The sequence below is a fragment of the Streptomyces sp. PsTaAH-137 genome (genome assembly GCF_003259365.1).
In the GTDB taxonomy this organism is placed as follows: Bacteria; Actinomycetota; Actinomycetes; order Streptomycetales; family Streptomycetaceae; genus Streptomyces.
On sequence record NZ_QLLY01000027.1, the window covers coordinates 21,751 to 39,774 of the forward strand.

The window sequence follows — 18,024 nt, forward strand, 5'->3', positions numbered from 1 at the left end:
CTCTGGATGTCACAGCGGCCCGCTGACCGAACGGGCCCGGCCGCCGACGTCCGGTACGAGGGGTACGGATGTCGGCGATCCCGAAATCTCTAGTTGGGCCGGCTCACGACTCGCCGGCCGGAGGGAAAGCGATGGGTAGGACACTCGCGGAGAAGGTCTGGGACGACCACGTCGTCCGGCGCGCCGAGGGCGAGCCCGATCTCCTCTTCATCGATCTGCACCTGCTGCACGAGGTGACCAGCCCGCAGGCCTTCGACGGCCTGCGCAACGCCGGTCGCCAGGTGCGGCGGCTCGACCTCACCATCGCCACCGAGGATCACAACACCCCGACCCTCGACATCGACAAGCCGATCGCCGACCCGGTCTCGCGCGTGCAGCTGGAGACGCTGCGCAAGAACGCCGCCGAGTTCGGGGTGCGCCTGCACTCCCTGGGCGACGTCGAGCAGGGCGTCGTGCACGTCGTGGGCCCGCAGCTGGGCCTGACGCAGCCGGGCATGACGGTCGTCTGCGGCGACTCGCACACGTCCACGCACGGCGCCTTCGGCGGTCTGGCGTTCGGTATCGGCACCTCCCAGGTCGAGCACGTGCTCGCCACCCAGACGCTGCCGATGACCCGCCCGAAGACCATGGCCATCACGGTCGACGGCGAACTGCCCGACGGCGTCACCGCCAAGGACCTGATCCTCGCCATCATCGCGAAGATCGGGACGGGCGGCGGCCAGGGCTACGTCCTGGAGTACCGCGGCTCCGCCATCGAGCAGCTGTCGATGGAAGCCCGCATGACCATCTGCAACATGTCGATCGAGGCCGGCGCCCGCGCGGGCATGATCGCCCCGGACGCGACCACGTTCGCCTATCTGGAGGGCCGCGAGCACGCCCCCAAGGGCGAGGACTGGGACGCCGCCGTCGCGTACTGGAAGACGCTGCGCTCCGACGACGACGCGGTCTTCGACGCCGAGGTCTTCATCAAGGCCGACGAGCTGTCCCCGTTCGTCACCTGGGGCACCAACCCCGGTCAGGGTGCGCCGCTTTCCGCGAACGTCCCCGATCCGGCTTCGTACGAAGACGCTTCGGAGCGCCTCGCCGCCGAAAAGGCCCTGGAGTACATGGGGTTGGAGGCCGGGCAGGCGCTGCGCGACGTCAAGGTCGACACCGTCTTCGTAGGTTCGTGCACCAACGGCCGCATCGAGGACCTGCGGGCCGTGGCCGACATCGTCAAGGGCCGCAAAGTCGCCGACGGCGTACGGATGCTGGTCGTCCCGGGCTCGGCCCGGGTCGGTCTCGAGGCCGCCGCCGAGGGCCTGGACCAGGTGTTCAAGGACGCCGGCGCCGAATGGCGGTACGCGGGCTGTTCCATGTGCCTGGGCATGAACCCGGACCAACTCGCCCCCGGCGAGCGCTCCGCGTCCACCTCCAACCGCAACTTCGAGGGCCGGCAGGGCAAGGGCGGCCGTACCCACCTGGTCTCGCCCCAGGTCGCCGCCGCCACCGCCGTGCTGGGCCACCTCGCCTCCCCGGCGGACCTCTCGGATTCGCCCGCCGACCGTACGCCCGCTGGAGTCTGATCAGTCATGGAAGCATTCACCAAGCACACCGGCCGGGCCGTCCCGCTGCGCCGTTCGAACGTGGACACCGACCAGATCATCCCTGCTCACTGGCTCAAGAAGGTGACGCGGGACGGGTTCGAGGACGGTCTGTTCGAGGCCTGGCGCAAGGACCCGGAGTTCGTGCTCAACAAACCGGAGCGCGAGGGCGCCACGGTGCTGGTCGCCGGTCCCGACTTCGGTACGGGTTCGTCGCGCGAGCACGCCGTGTGGGCGCTGCAGAACTACGGCTTCAAGACCGTGATCTCCGCCCGGTTCGCGGACATCTTCCGCGGCAACTCCCTCAAGAACGGTCTGCTGACCGTCGTTCTGGACCAGAAGGTCGTGGACGCGCTCTGGGAGCTCGTGGAGAGCGACCCGCAGGCCGAGATCACGGTGGACCTGGAGGCGCGGGAAGTTCGGGCCGAGGGCGTCACCGCCTCCTTCGAGCTCGACGAGAATTCCCGCTGGCGTCTGCTGAACGGGCTCGACGACATCAGCATCACCCTGCAGAACGAGTCGGACATCGCCACTTACGAGGCAAAGCGTCCCTCTTTCAAGCCGCAGACCATCCAGGTCTGACCCGCCCCTGGGCAAGGCTTATTCAGGCCACTTCAGCAGGCCTCGTACCCCCAATCGTGCACCGGTTGGGGGTACTTCTGTATCCGGCCCCGGGAGCCCTCCGCTGACCTGAACGGGTGGTCTTCGCGAGGTCCCAACTCCCGTGAATGCGCTGGGTGTTCCCGGGGTAAGCGGGTCTGGGCGCCGCTTCCGGCGGGCGCGTAGCCGAAGGGCTCAGGAGGCCCTTGTGGGGCGGGAGTTACACCCTGCGGAGGCGACAACTCGCCCCAGATGGCACAATCTGTGCATGGAACACGACGGCCAACTCCAGCTGTACGCGGCGGTCGCGGACCAACTCAAGGAAGCGCACCACCGAGTGCGCGCACTGCAAGTCCCGGAGGGCGTACGGATGGCGCTGACCCGGAAGCTGCTGGCCATTACGGCCGTGGCCAAACACGATCTCGCCGCCGCGGCAAGGCGTCTGGAGCGATTCATGGCGGACCTCGACGACTTCGACGAGGGCTCCGGCTCTGAAGAGGAACTCTGAGACAGCCCAGTTCGTTGCGGCACAAGGGTGATTAGCCCGTTTCGCGTTTGATTTGCGGTATATATCTGCCTAACGTGCGAAAAAGCCGGGTCGAAAGAGATTCGCTCCGGCAATGTCTCCGAAGGGGAAGACGTGAACAAGGCGCAGCTCGTAGAAGCGATTGCCGACAAGGTCGGCGGCCGTCAGCAGGCCGCGGAGGCCGTTGACGCGGTCCTCGACGCCATCGTCCGTGCCGTGGTCAGTGGCGACCGCGTCTCGGTCACCGGCTTCGGTTCGTTCGAGAAGGTCGACCGTCCGGCCCGTTACGCCCGTAACCCGCAGACGGGTGAGCGCGTGCGGGTCAAGAAGACCTCGGTGCCGCGATTCCGCGCGGGCCAGGGCTTCAAGGACCTCGTCGCGGGTTCGAAGAAGCTCCCGAAGAACGATGTCGCGGTCAAGAAGGCGCCCAAGGGCAGCCTGACCGGTGGCGCCTCGGCGACGGTCAAGAAGGCCGCGGCCAAGAAGACGACGGCCAAGAAGGCCGCCGCCAAGAAGGCCACCCCGGCGAAGAAGACCACCGCCACGAAGAAGACCACGGCGGCCGCCGCGAAGAAGGCCACCGCGAAGAAGGCCACCGCCACCGCCAAGAAGACCTCCGCGGCGGCGAAGAAGACCACGGCCGCGGCGAAGAAGGCGGCTCCGGCCAAGAAGGCGGCCACCGCCAAGAAGGCCACCGCGAAGAAGACGGCTCCCGCCAAGAAGGCCACGGCCAAGAAGGCGCCCGCCAAGAAGTCGACTGCGCGCAAGACCACCGCCAAGAAGGCCACCGCTCGCAAGAAGTAAGACCTTTTCTCCAAGGTCGCCTTCTTGGGCGTATGCCACAAGGCTGCTCACGCGCCGGGCCGGGCTCCCCTCGGGGAGCCCGGCCCGCGGTGTTTCAGGGGCTCAGAAGGTCTGCAGGGTGATGAGCGTGATGGTCGGCGTGTCCTTCGTGGGCTGTACCTCGATGCGGACCCGCTGGCCGGGGCGGAGCAGGCGCAGCCCGCCCGCGTCGAAGGCGTCGGCGTCGAAGGGCACCGGGGTGCCGTCGTCCAGAAGGACGCTGCCGGAGCGGGTCTCGGGGTCGTACGTGTACGCGGTGGCCTGCATACGGGCAGCGTACTCAGCCGGCGCACTCAGTCGACCAGGAGGAGCCCGGCCGTGACCTTCGCCGTGTGCGGGCCGACCCCGAGGGTCAGCGCCGTCCGCAGGTCGTCGCCGGTGTCCACGTCCTGGCGGACCGAGCCGACGCCGTCGAGAGGCAGTTCCACGGCGCCGGACGCACGGTGGCGGGCGCGGGAGGCCGCGCCGAAAGCGGGGAGCAATTCCGTGCCGGGCGCCGCGGACAACAGGGTGGTGCCGATTCCCGCCGCGTCGGGCAGAAAAGCCCGGGGAAAAGCGGCGGCCGCGGTGAGAACGCGGGCCAATTCCGCGGGGCGCAGCGACGGCAGATCGGCGTTCAGGGCCGCCAGGGGCGCCCGGGGACGTGTGGCACGTACAACCGTCTCTCCGTGCGCGAGAGCGGCATTGAGGCCCGCCTGCGGCGTGTCGGGCACGACCAGGGCGCCGAGGCCCGCCAGTTCGCGCCCCGCGCGGGCGTCGTCCGTGACGACCACCACATCGCTCACCGCCGCGCAGGCCACCGCGGCGGCCACGGTGTCCTGGGCGAATGCCAGGGCGAGACCGGGCCGCAGGGCGTCGCCGGCCGCGGGCGCGAGCCTGCTTTTGGCACGCACCAACGGTTTCAGCGGTATCACCAGGGTCCACTGCACGCGCCTATTGTGACCTGTGCATGAGGTGCGCCCGTTCGGGCGGGCGTACGGTGTTCTCGACAGACCAGTGGCCCGGGGCGACACTTGTGCGGCTCCGCCAGCCCCTGCCTGCATGGTCCTAGAGGAAGGTGTCCGAGTGTCCCGCCGCAGAATCGGCTTCTGGTACCGCTTCGCTGCGGTCCTGTGCAAACCGCCGCTGGTGGTTCTGTTCAAGCGGGACTGGCGCGGAATGGAGAACATTCCTGCCGACGGCGGATTTATCACCGCGGTGAACCACAATTCGCATCTGGACCCGTTCCTCTACGCGCACTTTCAGTACAACACGGGACGAGTCCCGCGTTTCCTCGCCAAGCACGGCCTCTTCAAGAAGGGGTTCGTCGGTGCCGCGATGCGGGGCACCGGGCAGATTCCCGTCTATCGCGAGTCCACGAACGCACTGAGCGCGTTCCGTGCCGCGATCGACGCCGTGGAGCGCGGGGAGTGCGTGGCCTTCTATCCGGAGGGAACGCTCACCCGGGATCCCGAACTGTGGCCGATGACCGGTAAGACCGGAGTCGCACGGGTGGCCCTGCAGACGAAATGCCCGGTGATTCCCGTGGGCCAGTGGGGGGCCACCGACGCACTGGCGCCCTATGCGAAGAAGCCGCACTTCTTCCCCCGTAAGACCCACCATGTCCTCGCGGGTGAACCCGTCGATCTGACGGCTTTCTACGACAAAGAGATCACGCCGGATCTGCTCAAGGAGGCGACCGAGGTCATCATGACCGCGATCACCGCCGAGGTGGAGCACCTGCGCGGCGAGAAGGCTCCGCCGAAGCGGTACGACCCGCGTGAGGCGCGCATCGCGCAGCGTCGCAAGCTGCAGGACGGTGACCGGTCGCAGGACGGCGACACCGTCCAGGACCGCGACAAGTCGCAGGCGAGCAGCGGGAGTTCGGCATCAGGCGGTACGACGGAGGAGAGCAGCAAGTGACCCGACCCGTGAAGGCCGCCGTCTTCGGGACCGGTTCCTGGGGCACGGCGTTCGGCATGGTGCTGGCGGACGCGGGGTGCGATGTCACGCTGTGGGGCCGCCGCGCCGAGCTCGCCGAGGCCATCAACTCCACCCGCATGAACCCGGATTACCTGCCCGGTGTGGAACTCCCGGCGAACGTGCGGGCGACGGCGGACGCCGCCGAGGCCGCCGCGGACGCCGATTTCACGGTGCTCGCGGTGCCGTCGCAGACCCTGCGGGAGAACCTCGCGGACTGGGCGCCGCTGCTGGCTCCCGACACCGTGCTCGTCTCGCTCATGAAGGGTGTCGAGCTCGGCTCGGCGATGCGCATGAGCGAGGTCATCGCCGATGTCGCGAAGGTGCCGCAGGAGCGGATCGCGATCGTGACCGGGCCGAACCTCGCCCGGGAGATCGCCGCCCGGCAGCCCGCCGCCGCGGTGGTCGCCTGCCGCGACGAAGCGGTTGCCCAGCGCCTCCAAGTCGCTTGCCACACCCCGTACTTCAGGCCCTACACCAACACCGACGTGGTCGGCTGCGAACTCGGCGGCGCGGTCAAGAACGTCATCGGGCTCGCCGTCGGCATCGCGGACGGCATGGGCCTGGGGGACAACACCAAGGGGTCGCTCATCACGCGCGGGCTCGCCGAGACGACCCGGCTCGGCCTCGCCATGGGCGCCGACCCGCTCACCTTCTCCGGCCTCGCCGGACTCGGTGACCTGGTGGCCACCTGCTCCTCCCCGCTGTCGCGCAACCACACCTTCGGCACCAACCTCGGCAAGGGCATGACGCTGGAGGAGACCATCGCGGTCACCAAGCAGACCGCCGAGGGCGTCAAGTCCTGCGAGTCCGTGCTGGAACTGGCGCGCCGCCACGGCGTCGACATGCCGATCACGGAGACCGTCGTCGCGATCGTCCACGAGGGCAAGCCGCCGGTGGTCGCCGTCAAGGAGCTGATGTCGCGCTCCGCCAAGCCCGAACGACGCTGAGCGACGGCCCGCGGGCCGCGCCACGACCTGGCCTCCGGGGGCGCTGACTCTCGTAGTACCAGCAGGTACGCTCAACGCGATATGAGCAGCGAGAACCTTCCCCAGAGCCCCGCGTCCACCGCGTCCTCGGGCGCCTCGCCGGACGCTTCGTCGACCGGGCAGAAGCCGCGGGTCGCCGTGGTCTTCGGCGGCCGCAGCTCCGAGCACGGGGTCTCCGTCGTCACGGCGGGCGCCGTGCTCCGCGCGATCGACCGCTCCAAGTACGACGTCCTGCCGATCGGCATCACGCGCGAGGGCCGTTGGGCGCTGACCGCGGACGACCCCGAGCGGATGGCGATCAGCGACCGGCGGGTCCCGGACGTAGCGGACCTCGCCGAGTCGCCCGAGGGCGGCGTGGTGCTCCCGGTCGACCCGTCGTCGCGCGAGGTCGTCTACACCGAGCCCGGCTCCGTGCCCAAGGCGCTCGGCGACGTGGACGTGGTCTTCCCGGTGCTGCACGGCCCGTACGGCGAGGACGGCACGCTCCAGGGGCTCCTGGACCTGTCCGGGACGCCGTACGTGGGCTGTGGTGTGCTCTCCTCGGCCGTCGGCCAGGACAAGGAGTACATGAAGCGGATCTTCACCTCCTTCGGGCTGAAGGTCGGCCCGTATCTGGTGATCCGGCCGCGCGAGTGGGAGCGTGAGCAGGAGGGCGCCCGCCGCCGCGTCGCCGACTTCGTGGGCGAGCACGGGTGGCCGCTCTTCGTGAAGCCCGCGCGGGCCGGCTCGTCGTTCGGCATCACCAAGGTCGAGTCCTTCGACGGCTTCGACGAGGCGATGGAGACGGCGCGCGCCCACGACCCGAAGGTCATCATCGAGGCGGGCATCGTCGGGCGCGAGATCGAGTGCGGTGTCCTGGAGTTCGAGGACGGGCCGCGCGCCTCGGTCCCGGCCGAGATCCCGCCGGTGCAGGCGCACGACTTCTACGACTTCGAGGCCAAGTACATCGACTCCGCGACCGGGCTCGTGCCCGCGCCGCTGACCGATGAGGAGACGGCCGAGGTGCGGCGGCTCGCCGTCGAGGCGTTCGAGGCGGTGTCCTGCGAGGGGATCGTCCGCGCGGACTTCTTCCTCACGGAGGACGGGGAGTTCGTGATCAACGAGATCAACACCCTGCCCGGCTTCACCCCGATCTCCATGTACCCGCGCATGTGGCAGGAGACCGGCGTCAGCTACCCGGAGCTGGTGGACAAGCTCCTCCAGGCCGCGCTGCGCCGCTCGACGGGCCTGCGGTAGGCGGATCCGGGCGACACCCGCTCTAGTCGGCGATCCCCTTGGGGATCGCCTTCTTGATGGGCCCGGCCAGGTCGACCAGCGGACCCGCGCCGCCCCGGGCGACCTGGTCCTTGGGGATCGTCACCTCGATGTAGGCGAGGCGGCTGCCCGTCGTCATCCGCTGCGCGCCGCCGTCGAGTTCCTCGACGATCCACTCCACGCCGTTGATGGTCGCCGGGTTGCTGTCGTTGTCGGCTGCCGCGTCGGGCCAGGGCACACCGCAGCGCAGTATGATCGCGGGGCTTCCCCACGCCGCGGTGAGCTCGGAACTCGGTTCGGGATCGTTGCGATCGAGTCCGTCGAGCTTCTGCGGCAGCACCTCGTCCAGGTTCCGGCACAGCTTCGCGACCGACGCCTCCGGCGTGGGAACCGCGGCCTCAGGAGCATCGTCCGTCGTGGAACACCCTGCGACGGCGGCGACCAGCAACGACAGTGCGGGTGCCCCGACAAGAACGCGGTGGACGCGGCCAGGACGGCGCCGGTGACGGAAAGAGTTCACCGGCACAGGGTAGACGGGGGCTACAGGTGGACGACCGGGCAGGTCAGGGTGCGCGTGATGCCGTCCACTTGCTGGACCTTGGCGACCACCATGCGACCCAGTTCGTCGACGGTGTCCGCTTGCGCGCGCACGATCACGTCGTAGGGGCCGGTGACGTCCTCGGCCTGGATGACTCCCGGAATCTTGCCGATCAGCTCGGCGACGGTCGACGCCTTGCCGACTTCGGTCTGGATCAGGATGTACGCCTGTACCACGGAACCTCCAGGGCGGCCACGAGGATCATGTGGGGAGAAGGGACGCCACGGTATCGCGTCACCGCTCGTCGCGGGGAGACCCGGGGCGGCTGTGGCGCACTCGCCGGATACGGGCCGGGAGAACGCGGGATCGCAGCCGGTCGTCGGGGCGGCTCCTCGGGAAGAGCGAAGGAAGCGGAAGGCATGGCCGTGGGGGCCTCTGCGGGCGTGACCGTGGGAGCCGCGGCGGACGCCGCCCGAGTCGGCGGGGCCGCGGAAACGCCCGCGGGCGCACCCCTGATGCAAACGGTACCCAGGACGCGGGCGCCCCGCGACCGCGCGCCGAGCGGTGGGGTGGGCCGTCGGACGCTGACCGGTGGCTCCGCCGTGAGGGAGCCGGGGACGGGCGGGGAGGCGCGGAACATCGGGCGCGAGGTGAATCCCGGGGGCGAGGTGAACCTCGGGGGCGCAGTGGCGCGTGTCGGGGGAGTGGGGGCGGGCGCCATAAGGACGGGCGTCGTGCCGATCAGTGGCGCAAGGACTGCCGGTGCGGGGACGGTCGCCGTGAGGCGGGCGGCGTTGAGATGGTTGTGAAGGGGGCGGGCGGCGTACGGATGGCCGGCCCTGGGATGGTTCGGGATCGTGAGTGGGTCGGGGCGGAGCCGGCATCGGGCCGGGAACCGGTCGGAACAGAAAGGGCAGCACGCACATGAAGGGCACCGTCGGCGAGCTGGGGGAGTTCGGCCTCATCAGAGAGCTGACCTCACGGCTCACCACCACTCCGGCCGTACGGATCGGCCCCGGTGACGACGCCGCCGTGGTCGCGGCACCGGACCGCAGGGTCGTCGCCAGCACCGACGTCCTGCTGGAGAACCGGCACTTCAGGCGCGACTGGTCCACGGCGTACGACGTCGGCCGCAAGGCCGCCGCCCAGAACCTCGCCGACATCGCCGCCATGGGCGCCGTGCCCACCGCGCTGCTCCTCGGCCTGGTGGTCCCGGCCGAACTGCCGGCGTCCTGGCCCTCGGAACTCATGGACGGACTGCGCGACGAGTGCCAGGTGGCGGGCGCCGCCGTCGTCGGCGGTGACGTGGTGCGCGGCGACACGATCACCATCGCCATCACCGCCCTCGGCGATCTGCGCAACCACGACCCGGTGACCCGGGCCGGCGCCCAGCCCGGCGACGTCGTCGCCGTCACCGGCTGGCTCGGCTGGTCCGCGGCCGGATACGCCGTGCTCTCCCGGGGCTTCCGCTCCCCGCGCGCCTTCGTCGAGGCGCACCGCAGGCCCGAGCCCCCGTACGACGCCGGGCCCGCCGCGGCCGGGCTCGGTGCCACCGCCATGTGCGACGTGAGCGACGGGCTCATCGCCGACCTGGGCCACATCGCCGAGGCCAGCAAGTGCCGCATCGACATCACGTCCGCCAACGTGGACGTGCCGTCCCAGATGAAGGACATCGGCCAGGCCGTCGGCGTGGACCCGCTCCAGTGGGTGCTCACCGGGGGAGAGGACCACGCGATCGTGGCCACCTTCCCGAAGGACGTGAAGCTGCCGGCCCGCTGGAAGGTGATCGGTGAGGTCCTCAACCCCTCGGCCCTGCCCCAGGTGACCGTCGATGGAGCGCCCTGGACCAGCACGGGTGGCTGGGACCACTTCGGGGACGGCCTCTCCGGCGGCTTCGGCGGGGAGATCGAGTCATGAGCGCCGATGCCGCTCGGCCGGTGCGGGTGCTGACCGTCGCCGGGTCCGACTCCGGGGGCGGCGCCGGTATCCAGGCCGACCTGAAGACCATGCTGGCGCTCGGCACCCACGGCATGAGCGTCATCGCCGCCGTCACCGCGCAGAACTCCCTCGGTGTGCAGGGTGCCTGGGAGCTTCCGGTGGAAGCGGTGCGTGCCCAGTACCGCAGTGTCGTCGACGACATCGGTGTGCAGGCCGTCAAGACCGGGATGCTGGCCTCTCCGGAACTCGTCGAGTGCGTCGCCGAGTTGCTGGCCGGCACCGATGCGCCGGTCGTCGTCGACCCGGTCGGCGTCTCCAAGCACGGGGACGCGCTGCTCGCCGCCTCGGCACTGGACGCCGTCCGCACCAAGCTGCTGCCGACCGCCACCGTGGCGACCCCCAACCTCGACGAGGTCGCACAACTCACCGGCGTCCACGTGGAGTCGGAGTCGGAGATGCGCAGGGCCGCTGCGGCTGTGCTCGCCTTCGGACCGCGATGGGTGGTCATCAAGGGGGGACATCTGGGCTCCGGTGGTTCAGGGGCTGGGACGGAGTTGTCTGATGCGGAGGCCGGTGGCTCGACGCCCCGTGGCCCAGGGGGCGGCTCCGCGGAGGCCGTGGACCTGCTGACGGACGGGACCGAGGAGCACTGGCTGCGCGCTCCGCGCCACGACAACCGCCACACGCACGGCACGGGCTGCACCCTCGCCTCCGCGATCGCGGCCCAGCTGGCCAAGGGGCAGTCGGTGCCCGAGGCCGTGCGCGCGGCCAAGGAGTACGTGACCGGGGCGATCGCCGCCGGGTTCGCGCTGGGCGACGGCATCGGGCCCGTGGATCACGGGTGGCGGTTCAGGGCAGTGGGGGCCGACTCTCCCGCCAGGCCGTAGTCCTTCAGGACCAGAGCGCTCGCGGCCTTCTCGGTCAGGCGCTTGAAGAAGCCCGCCAGGAAGCGTGAGCTGAGCATCCGGTACGCCCGGTCACGGCTGCGGATCTTCCTCTCGGTCGGCGGGGCGAAGAACGGGCCCGCGTTGCCGGATATCTTCTGGCAGCCCTTCGCGTACTTCGTGATCTCCGCTTCGTAGGCAGCGAACGCGGTGCGGTGGTCGCCCCGTGCCGCCACCAGCTCGCCCGCCAGGACGTACGCCGACACCAGCGCCGTGCCGGTTCCTATGCCGCCCATCGTGGCTCCGTACCCCGCGTCGCCGAGCAGGATCACACGGCCCTTGGAAAGCCGGTCCATGTGGATCTGGGCGATCGAGTCGAAGTACAGGTCGTCCGCGGTGTCGAGAGCGGCGATCATCTCCTCCACGTGCGGCCAGGCCATGCCGCGCAGCTTGTCGGCGACGATCCGCTTCAGCTGAGCGCTGTCCCGGCGGTCGTACGCGAGCTGCTCCGACTCGAAGACGATGCCCGCGCCGGCCCGGTCGGGGGCGCCGTCGTAGTTGCTGATCATCGCGGTGCGGCCGGGCTCGGTGTACAGGCGGGCCGTGCGGTCCAGGCCCAGATGGTTGGGCATGTCGAACCCGGCGACGTAGTAGCCGAAGAAGCGCAGGTACCGCGACTCGTCGCCGAAGACGAGCCGGCGCGTGTGCGAGTGCAGGCCGTCCGCGCCGACGACCAGGTCGAAGGTGCGGGGAGCGCCGTGGTCGAAGGTGATGTCGACTCCCGTGGCGGACTCGGTGAGCGAGGCTATCGAGTCGCCGAAGACGTACTCGACCGTGTTCTTCGTGCGCTCGTAGAGAAGCTCGGAGAGGTCGCCCCGGAACACCTCGACGTCGCCGCTCATCAGGTGCGCGGGCAGGTCCACCCGGTCGGTGTCGTCGGCGTTCACGATGGTCTGGCGGCCCATGTCGGTCTGGATGCGGTGCAGGTCGTCCCAGATGCCCATGCGGGTCAGGACGGTGCGGTGGACGTCACCGCGGAAGTCAACCGCGAAGCCACCCTCGCGCAGCGCCGCCGCCTTCTCGACGACCGTGACGCGGGCGCCCTGGCGGGAGAGCCAGAAGGCGATCGCGGGCCCGGCGACGCTGGCGCCGGAGACCAGGACGTCGAGGTGGGCGAGGGAGTCGGTGGTGTGGGGTTCAGTGGTGTGGGGATCAGTGGTGTGTGGTTCGGTGGCGCGGGACTCGTCGGTGTGGGCGGTGTCCGTGTGAGCTGCAAGGTCGGTGTGGATGGTGCCCGTGTGAGCTGCGGTGTCGTGCGTCTGCTTCGTCATGGCAGTGAGCTTGCGGCCGGGCGCTTACCGTTCGCTGACCGCTTGCTGACCGTGCCTTACCGGCTGCTGACCGTCGGCAATGTGCCGCTGACCGCTGACCGCTGACCGCTGACCGCTGACCGCTGACCGCTGGTGGCTGACGCCTGACCGGTGGTCCGTGATCTGTGATCTGTGATCCGTGACCAGGGGCCGCAGACTGACGGCCGCGCCGAGACGCCCTCCCACGCTCAACCAGGGCGGCCCGAAGGCACCGCGGCGTCACAGGTTCACGATGGCGGCTTCCCGCAGGCTCACGCCCAGCTCGAAGGCCTTCTTGAACACCTCGGGGGCCAGCACCCTCCGTAGCCGCTGTTCGAGCGGTGTCACATCCGGGTCGTCGACGATCAGGCGGCCGCGCAGCGCCGACGCCGCGCCGAGCAGCGTCACGGCCCGCTCGGGGCCGTCCGCGCGGGCGGCCAACGCCTCGGCCACCACCGCCAGTTCGAGACCCTGCGCCACACCGTCGGTGGACAGCGTGCGGGCTTGCCGGAACCAGTCGTCGGCCTCTTCCGTGCGGCCCTCGGCAAGGGCGGTGCGGCCCAGGCCGAGGAAGACGTGCACGGTCTGGCCCACGCTGTACCAGGACCGTGCGTTCAATCCCAGTGCCGTCTCGTAATGCTCGCGCGCGCGTGCCCGGTCCCCGGCCAGCCGCGCCGCGTCGCCCATGCCCCAGTGGGCGCCCGCCACCTTCTCCGGCGCACCGGCGGCCCGCGCCAGATCGGCCGCCCGTGCGAAATCGGTGCTCGCCTCCTCGTAGCGGGCACTGCGCAGCAGGACGGCGCCGCGCCGGCACAACAGGTCGGCGGTCTCCTCCGGGGCCGCCAGCTCCCTGGCACAGCGGAGCGCTTCGTCGAGCAGGTCCAGGGCGCGCGCTCGCTCACCGCGCCAGTCCGCGAACATCCCCAGCTGGTCGAGGGAGTTGGCCATGCCCCAGCGGTCGCCGGTCTCCCGGAACCCTTCCAACGCCTTGGCGAACAGCGCCTCCGACGCGGCGGGACGTCCCGCGAACTGCTCCTGGAAACCGAGCCCGATGTTCAGCAGCGCCCGCCCCCACGGGTCGTCCCCGACCTGTGCCCTGACCCGCTCGTCCCGCGACCTCTCGGGACCGACCGCGAGGGTCCACAGAACCACGGTGAAGGGCAGTCTCAGCTGCCGGTCGATCGTGGCCAGGACCTGATCGGCGCGGGCGAGCCGGTCCTCGTCCTCGCTGCCGGTCACGGACATCACCGCGTTCAGCCCGCACAGCGCGTACTCCTCCTCCAGGCCGCGCGGGGGAGTCGGCCCCACCGCGTCGACCAGGGCGCGGGCGAGCGGCACCCGCTCGCCCGCCAGACCGTGCAGCCGCCAGAACCACGACAGGGCCGCCATGAGACGCAGCCCGTCATGCGGAGCCGCCGCGACGAGGTGGCGCAGGGCCGCGTCCAGATTGCCCTGCTCGGCGGAGAGCCTGGCCAGCCAGGGAAGCTGACCGTGCCCGCGCAGCTGCGGCTCGGCCTCCTCCGCCAAGTGCAGGTAGTACGCGGCGTGCGCGTCACGCAGCTCCTTGAGCGTGCGGTCCTGAAGCTGCTCGGCGCAGAAGGCGCGGATCGTCTCCAGCATCCGATAGCGACCGTCGGCCGCCCCCAGGAACGACTTCTCGAGGAACGACTTCTCGGCGAGGGAGGCGAGAAGATCCTCCGGGTACGGGACGCCGCACACCTCCTCCACCGCCTCCAGCGTCGCGCCCCCGGACAGGCCGCCGCCGGCGAACACGGTCAGCCTGCACGCCAGGTCCTGCTCCTCCTCGTCGAGGAGTTCCCAGCTCCACTCCACGACAGCGCGCAGGGTGCGGTGCCGCGGCGCCTTGGTGCGATCACCCCGGGACAGCACGCGGAACCGGTCGCCCAGCCGTTCCGCGAGTTCGGCCACCGTGAGCGTGCGCAGTCGGGCCGCGGCCAGCTCGATCGCCAAGGGCAACCCGTCCAGGGCGGAGCAGATGTCGTCGATCGAGGCCACGCGCGCGTGCCCGTGCGCCTCGAAGTCGGGCCGCACCGCCGCGGCCCGGTCCCGGAACAGCTGGGCCGCCGGGCCCGAGGCGAGCGGCGGCACCGGACACAGCGCCTCTCCGGTGAGGCCGAGCCCTTCCCGGCTCGTCGCCAGGACGCGCAGCCCGGGGCAGGCGCCCAGGAGCAGGCCCGTCACCTCGGCGGCGTCCTCGATCACATGCTCGCAGTTGTCGAGCACGAGCAGCAGGTCCCGGTCCTCCAGAGCTGCTGTGAGGCGGTCCGTGACGTCCGTACCGTGCGGCCCGCGCAGTCCTTCGCGCACCCCGAGCGCGGTGAGGATCGCGTACGGGATCCGGGACCCTTCGGTGAGGGGTGCCAGCTCGACGTAACAGACCTCCGCGCGTGAGCGGGCGGCCTCGCAGGCAAGCCGGGTCTTCCCCGCGCCACCGGGGCCGGTCAGTGTCACCAGACGCGCCTCGGCAAGCAGCTCGTCGATCCGGGACAGCTCGTCCGCCCGCCCCACGAACCGCGTCAGCTGCGCGGGCACACCCCGTACGCGAACGGGCTCCTGCCCCTGCAACAGCTCCAGGTGGAGCGCCGAAAGCTCCGCGGACGGGTCGGCTCCCAGCTCGTCGGCGAGTGTGCGCCGCGCCTCCTCGTAGACCCGCAGTGCCTCCGCGGAACGGCCCGCCGCGTGCAGCGTGCGCATCAGCAGCCCGTACAGGCGCTCGCTGAGGGGATGCAGGGTGAGCAGGTCCCGGACCTCGGCGACCAGGTCGGCGCCGCCGCCCAGTATGAGGTCCGCCTCGATCCGGTCCTGCGTCGCGCCGAGCCGCAGCTCGTCCAGACGCGGCAGATCGACCGGTGCCGGACCGCGCCACAGGCCCAGCCCCTCGCGCAGCAGAGCTGTGGCGCGCGCGGGGTCCCCGGTGGACAGCGCCTGCGCGCCCTCGCGTGCAAGGCGCTCGAAGCGATGCAGGTCCACAGTGTCCGGGGCGACCGCGAGCCGGTATCCGGCCGGACCCGACTCGATCTCCAGATCCAGGCGCTTGCGCAGCCGGGAGATCTGCGACTGCAGGGCGTTCGCCGCCCCGGCCGGTGGGTCCTCCCCGTACAGGCCGTCGATCAGGCGCTCCGCCGATACGGTGCGGCCCGCGTCCAGGAGCAGCAGGGTCAGCAGGGCACGCGGCCGCGGCCCGCCGGGGTCCAGAGGGCTGCCGTCAGAGGCCCGTACGTCGAGAGGGCCGAGGATGCCGAACCGCATGCGCAGAGTCTGGCAGCCGCCACTGACAGTCGCGGGCGCGATCACCGATCCCCCGGCGGTGCGCACGGGGAAAACGAAGAAGCCGGTCCCCGAGGGGACCGGCTTCTTCAAGCAACCAGCGAGGTGGCCGCGCTACGCGTAACGTCAGCGCGAGACCTTGCCGGCCTTGATGCACGAGGTGCAGACGTTGAGCCGCTTCGGCGTCCGCCCGACCACTGCACGCACACGCTGGATGTTCGGGTTCCAGCGGCGAGACGTACGGCGGTGCGAGTGCGAAATGTTGTTGCCGAAGCCCGGCCCCTTGCCGCAGACGTCGCAGTTGGCAGCCACGGGTCACTCCAAAGACTTCAGATGCACTTACGGTTAATCCCGGCATGCCGGGATCGAGATCGAAAGGGATCTGAGTGGCGGTGCCAGGGGGATGGCCCGATGGTTATCGGGCAACCGGAGCAGCATACAACGGCTGCTTCGATACAACGAAACTACCATGGTTGCCCGGGCCGCCGTCCCCGGGCCCCGGACCAGGCCCTCTTCCCGGGCGGCTCCGCGCCGGGGTCTACTCTGCGTGCCAGTCCCGCCGCTCGAAGGAGGCGTTAGGTGCCGCAGGTGCCGCATGTGCGACACGTACTCGACGTAGCCGCGGTACGCGCCTGGTGCTCACTGGCTCTGGAAGCGCTCGGCAGAGAGCGCGCTGAGATCGACGCCATCAATGTGTACCCCGTGGCGGACGGGGACACCGGCACCAACCTCTATCTGACCGTGGAGTCCGCCCATCAGGCGGTCGAGGCGGTCTTCACCGGGCTCGAACCGGCCGCTCCCGCGCTGCCCGACGTGATGCGCGCCATGGCGCACGGCGCCCTCATCGGCGCCCGCGGCAACTCCGGGACGATCCTCGCCCAGCTGCTCCGCGGCATGTCCCAGGTGCTCGCTGACGGACATCCGAGTGAGGGAGATCACGCGGGTCCTGCCGACGGGACGGCGCTGCGGCTGGCCCTGCGACGGGCCGCCGAGTCCGCACGTGAGGCGGTCGCCCACCCCGTCGAAGGCACGGTCCTCACCGTCGCGACGGCGGCCGCCGACGCCGCGACCGGTACGGACGGCGACTGCGGGGCCGTGGCGCGGGCCGCCTACGACGGCGCCTGCGCGGCGCTCGACGCGACGCCCGGGCAGCTCGCGGCGCTCGGCAGCGCCGGGGTCGTGGACGCCGGAGGGAGGGGGCTCGTCGCCGTACTCGGGGCGCTCAGCCAGGCCGTCTCCGGCAACGCAGTGCCGGTATGGCGGCAGCGGCACATGGACGGGCACGCGCGCGTGGACACCGGTTCCCTCGACGCCGAACTGGAGTGCCCCGACGAGCACGGCGTCACCGGGCCCGCCTTCGAGGTCATCTACCTCCTGGAAGCCGACGACCGGGCCGTCGCCCGGCTGCGCACCCGGCTCGATGCCCTCGGCGACTCCCTGGTCGTCGTCGGCGGGGAAGGGCTGTGGAACGTGCATGTGCACGTCGACGACGCGGGCGCGGCCGTCGAGGCGGGTGTCGAGGCCGGCCGGCCCCACCGCATCCGCATCACGCACTTCGGCCTCGGCGACGCACACGCCGGCCGCGCCGCCGCACCGCCCCGCGAGCGGGCGCAGCGGGCCGTGGTCGCCGTCGTGCCGGGGGACGGACTCGCGGGGCTGTACGCGGAGGCCGGCGCGACCACGGTGCCCGACCGGCCCGGCGAACCGCCCGCCAGCGGTGAGCTGGTCGACGCGATCCGGCGCGCCCACGCGCGCGAGGTGGTGCTGCTGCCCAACGACGCCGAACTGCGGCACACCGCCGCCGCGGCCGCCGAGCAGGCCCGCTCCGAAGGCGTACGGGTCGCCCTGATCCCCACCCGCTCCGCGGTCCAGGGCATCGCCGCGCTGGCCGTGCACGAGCCCGACCGGCGCTTCGACGAGGACGTCGTCGCCATGACCTCGGCCGCGGGCGCCACCCGTTACGCCGAACTGGCCGTCGCCGAGCGGCAGTCCTGGACCATGGCCGGCATCTGCCAGGCCGGGGACGTCCTGGGGCTCATCGACGGCGATGTGGCCGTCATCGGCTCGGAGGTCCCGGCGACCGCCCGCACGGTGCTCGACCGGATGCTCGCGGCGGGCGGCGAACTCGTCACGCTCGTCCTGGGCGACGACGTGCCCGACGAGGTCGCGGACGCGCTGGAACGGCACGTCCGCGAGGCTCATCTGGCCGTCGACACCGTGGTCTACCGCGGTGGGCGGCAGTCCGCGCTGTTGCTCATCGGGGTCGAGTAGGC

17 protein-coding genes are annotated in these 18,024 nt (G+C 71.0%); 10 read left to right on the forward strand and 7 right to left on the reverse strand.

Annotation, left to right across the window (positions count from 1 at the left end; all coding sequences use genetic code 11):
- Nucleotides 1-131 precede the first annotated feature (131 nt).
- The 4 genes from leuC to K377_RS37745 all read left to right on the forward strand — a co-directional run bounded on the left by leuC (nucleotide 132) and on the right by K377_RS37745 (nucleotide 3,513).
- The gene (gene leuC / locus K377_RS37730) at nucleotides 132-1,565 is read left to right on the forward strand and encodes a 3-isopropylmalate dehydratase large subunit (RefSeq protein WP_111668168.1); all 1,434 of its coding nucleotides are present in this window, start codon (nucleotides 132-134) and stop codon (nucleotides 1,563-1,565) included.
- 6 nt (nucleotides 1,566-1,571) lie between these two features.
- On the forward strand, nucleotides 1,572-2,165 hold the full coding sequence (leuD, locus tag K377_RS37735) for a 3-isopropylmalate dehydratase small subunit (protein ID WP_111668169.1): 594 nt from the start codon (nucleotides 1,572-1,574) through the stop codon (nucleotides 2,163-2,165).
- 286 nt (nucleotides 2,166-2,451) lie between these two features.
- A complete protein-coding gene (locus K377_RS37740; RefSeq protein ID WP_111668170.1) occupies nucleotides 2,452-2,691 on the forward strand; it encodes a hypothetical protein in 240 nt (79 codons plus the stop codon).
- 132 nt (nucleotides 2,692-2,823) lie between these two features.
- Complete coding sequence (locus K377_RS37745) at nucleotides 2,824-3,513, forward strand: HU family DNA-binding protein (RefSeq protein WP_111668171.1); 690 nt, start codon at nucleotides 2,824-2,826, stop codon at nucleotides 3,511-3,513.
- Between the two features lie 102 nt (nucleotides 3,514-3,615).
- Here the strand turns inward: K377_RS37745 and K377_RS42095 are convergent, their stop codons facing one another.
- Nucleotides 3,616-3,819, reverse strand: coding sequence for a hypothetical protein (locus tag K377_RS42095; RefSeq protein ID WP_202455830.1), 204 nt, complete (start codon nucleotides 3,817-3,819; stop codon nucleotides 3,616-3,618).
- A gap of 26 nt (nucleotides 3,820-3,845) precedes the next feature.
- Nucleotides 3,846-4,481, reverse strand: a complete 636-nt coding sequence (gene cofC, locus K377_RS37750) for a 2-phospho-L-lactate guanylyltransferase (protein WP_220093193.1) — start codon at nucleotides 4,479-4,481, stop codon at nucleotides 3,846-3,848.
- A gap of 136 nt (nucleotides 4,482-4,617) precedes the next feature.
- Between cofC and K377_RS37755 the strand changes: the two genes are divergently transcribed.
- From K377_RS37755 to K377_RS37765, 3 genes are all read left to right on the forward strand, one after another.
- Complete coding sequence (locus K377_RS37755; RefSeq protein ID WP_111668172.1) at nucleotides 4,618-5,454, forward strand: 1-acyl-sn-glycerol-3-phosphate acyltransferase; 837 nt, start codon at nucleotides 4,618-4,620, stop codon at nucleotides 5,452-5,454.
- Nucleotides 5,451-6,461 carry an NAD(P)H-dependent glycerol-3-phosphate dehydrogenase gene (locus K377_RS37760; RefSeq protein WP_111668173.1) on the forward strand — a complete coding sequence of 337 codons (1,011 nt, stop codon included), beginning with the start codon at nucleotides 5,451-5,453 and terminating at the stop codon, nucleotides 6,459-6,461. The genes K377_RS37755 and K377_RS37760 overlap by 4 nt, the downstream gene beginning before the upstream one ends.
- A gap of 81 nt (nucleotides 6,462-6,542) precedes the next feature.
- Nucleotides 6,543-7,736 carry a D-alanine--D-alanine ligase family protein gene (locus K377_RS37765; protein ID WP_111668174.1) on the forward strand — a complete coding sequence of 398 codons (1,194 nt, stop codon included), beginning with the start codon at nucleotides 6,543-6,545 and terminating at the stop codon, nucleotides 7,734-7,736.
- Between the two features lie 22 nt (nucleotides 7,737-7,758).
- Here the strand turns inward: K377_RS37765 and K377_RS37770 are convergent, their stop codons facing one another.
- Together K377_RS37770 and K377_RS37775 are read right to left on the reverse strand one after the other, a co-directional pair.
- Nucleotides 7,759-8,274, reverse strand: a complete 516-nt coding sequence (locus K377_RS37770) for a DUF3515 domain-containing protein (protein WP_111668226.1) — start codon at nucleotides 8,272-8,274, stop codon at nucleotides 7,759-7,761.
- A 20-nt stretch (nucleotides 8,275-8,294) separates the two neighbouring features.
- Nucleotides 8,295-8,528, reverse strand: coding sequence for an Lrp/AsnC family transcriptional regulator (locus K377_RS37775; RefSeq protein ID WP_016642988.1), 234 nt, complete (start codon nucleotides 8,526-8,528; stop codon nucleotides 8,295-8,297).
- Nucleotides 8,529-9,216: 688 nt separating this feature from the next.
- On the opposite strand from K377_RS37775, the gene K377_RS37785 reads away from it, so the two are divergent.
- Both K377_RS37785 and thiD read left to right on the forward strand, forming a co-directional pair.
- Nucleotides 9,217-10,209 (forward strand): thiamine-phosphate kinase, encoded by a 993-nt coding sequence (locus K377_RS37785; protein ID WP_111668176.1) that lies wholly within the window; start codon nucleotides 9,217-9,219, stop codon nucleotides 10,207-10,209.
- The gene (thiD, locus tag K377_RS37790; protein WP_111668177.1) at nucleotides 10,206-11,117 is read left to right on the forward strand and encodes a bifunctional hydroxymethylpyrimidine kinase/phosphomethylpyrimidine kinase; all 912 of its coding nucleotides are present in this window, start codon (nucleotides 10,206-10,208) and stop codon (nucleotides 11,115-11,117) included. Before K377_RS37785 ends, thiD begins: the two co-directional genes overlap by 4 nt.
- Here thiD and K377_RS37795 read toward each other — a convergent pair.
- From K377_RS37795 to rpmB, 3 genes are all read right to left on the reverse strand, one after another.
- A complete protein-coding gene (locus tag K377_RS37795; RefSeq protein ID WP_111668178.1) occupies nucleotides 11,066-12,445 on the reverse strand; it encodes an FAD-dependent monooxygenase in 1,380 nt (459 codons plus the stop codon). The genes thiD and K377_RS37795 overlap by 52 nt on opposite strands.
- Before the next feature lie 258 nt (nucleotides 12,446-12,703).
- Entirely contained in the window at nucleotides 12,704-15,733 is a 3,030-nt protein-coding gene (locus K377_RS37805; protein WP_111668227.1) for a BTAD domain-containing putative transcriptional regulator, read from the reverse strand.
- Nucleotides 15,734-15,877: 144 nt separating this feature from the next.
- Entirely contained in the window at nucleotides 15,878-16,063 is a 186-nt protein-coding gene (rpmB, locus tag K377_RS37810) for a 50S ribosomal protein L28 (protein ID WP_003957616.1), read from the reverse strand.
- 285 nt (nucleotides 16,064-16,348) lie between these two features.
- Here rpmB and K377_RS37815 point away from each other — a divergent pair, with 285 nt between their 5' ends.
- Nucleotides 16,349-18,022 (forward strand): DAK2 domain-containing protein, encoded by a 1,674-nt coding sequence (locus K377_RS37815; RefSeq protein ID WP_258395276.1) that lies wholly within the window; start codon nucleotides 16,349-16,351, stop codon nucleotides 18,020-18,022.
- Nucleotides 18,023-18,024 lie beyond the last annotated feature (2 nt).

Bases quoted from the DNA above. Each gene is read 5' to 3' on its own strand.
- leuC (WP_111668168.1), top strand. From the start codon at position 132: ATGGGTAGGACACTCGCGGAGAAGGTCTGGGACGACCACGTCGTCCGG.
- leuD (WP_111668169.1), top strand. From the start codon at position 1,572: ATGGAAGCATTCACCAAGCACACCGGCCGGGCCGTCCCGCTGCGCCGT.
- K377_RS37740 (WP_111668170.1), top strand. From the start codon at position 2,452: ATGGAACACGACGGCCAACTCCAGCTGTACGCGGCGGTCGCGGACCAA.
- K377_RS42095 (WP_202455830.1), bottom strand. From the start codon at position 3,819: ATGCAGGCCACCGCGTACACGTACGACCCCGAGACCCGCTCCGGCAGC.
- K377_RS37765 (WP_111668174.1), top strand. From the start codon at position 6,543: ATGAGCAGCGAGAACCTTCCCCAGAGCCCCGCGTCCACCGCGTCCTCG.
- K377_RS37785 (WP_111668176.1), top strand. From the start codon at position 9,217: ATGAAGGGCACCGTCGGCGAGCTGGGGGAGTTCGGCCTCATCAGAGAG.
- thiD (WP_111668177.1), top strand. From the start codon at position 10,206: ATGAGCGCCGATGCCGCTCGGCCGGTGCGGGTGCTGACCGTCGCCGGG.
- K377_RS37795 (WP_111668178.1), bottom strand. From the start codon at position 12,445: ATGACGAAGCAGACGCACGACACCGCAGCTCACACGGGCACCATCCAC.
- K377_RS37805 (WP_111668227.1), bottom strand. From the start codon at position 15,733: ATGCGGTTCGGCATCCTCGGCCCTCTCGACGTACGGGCCTCTGACGGC.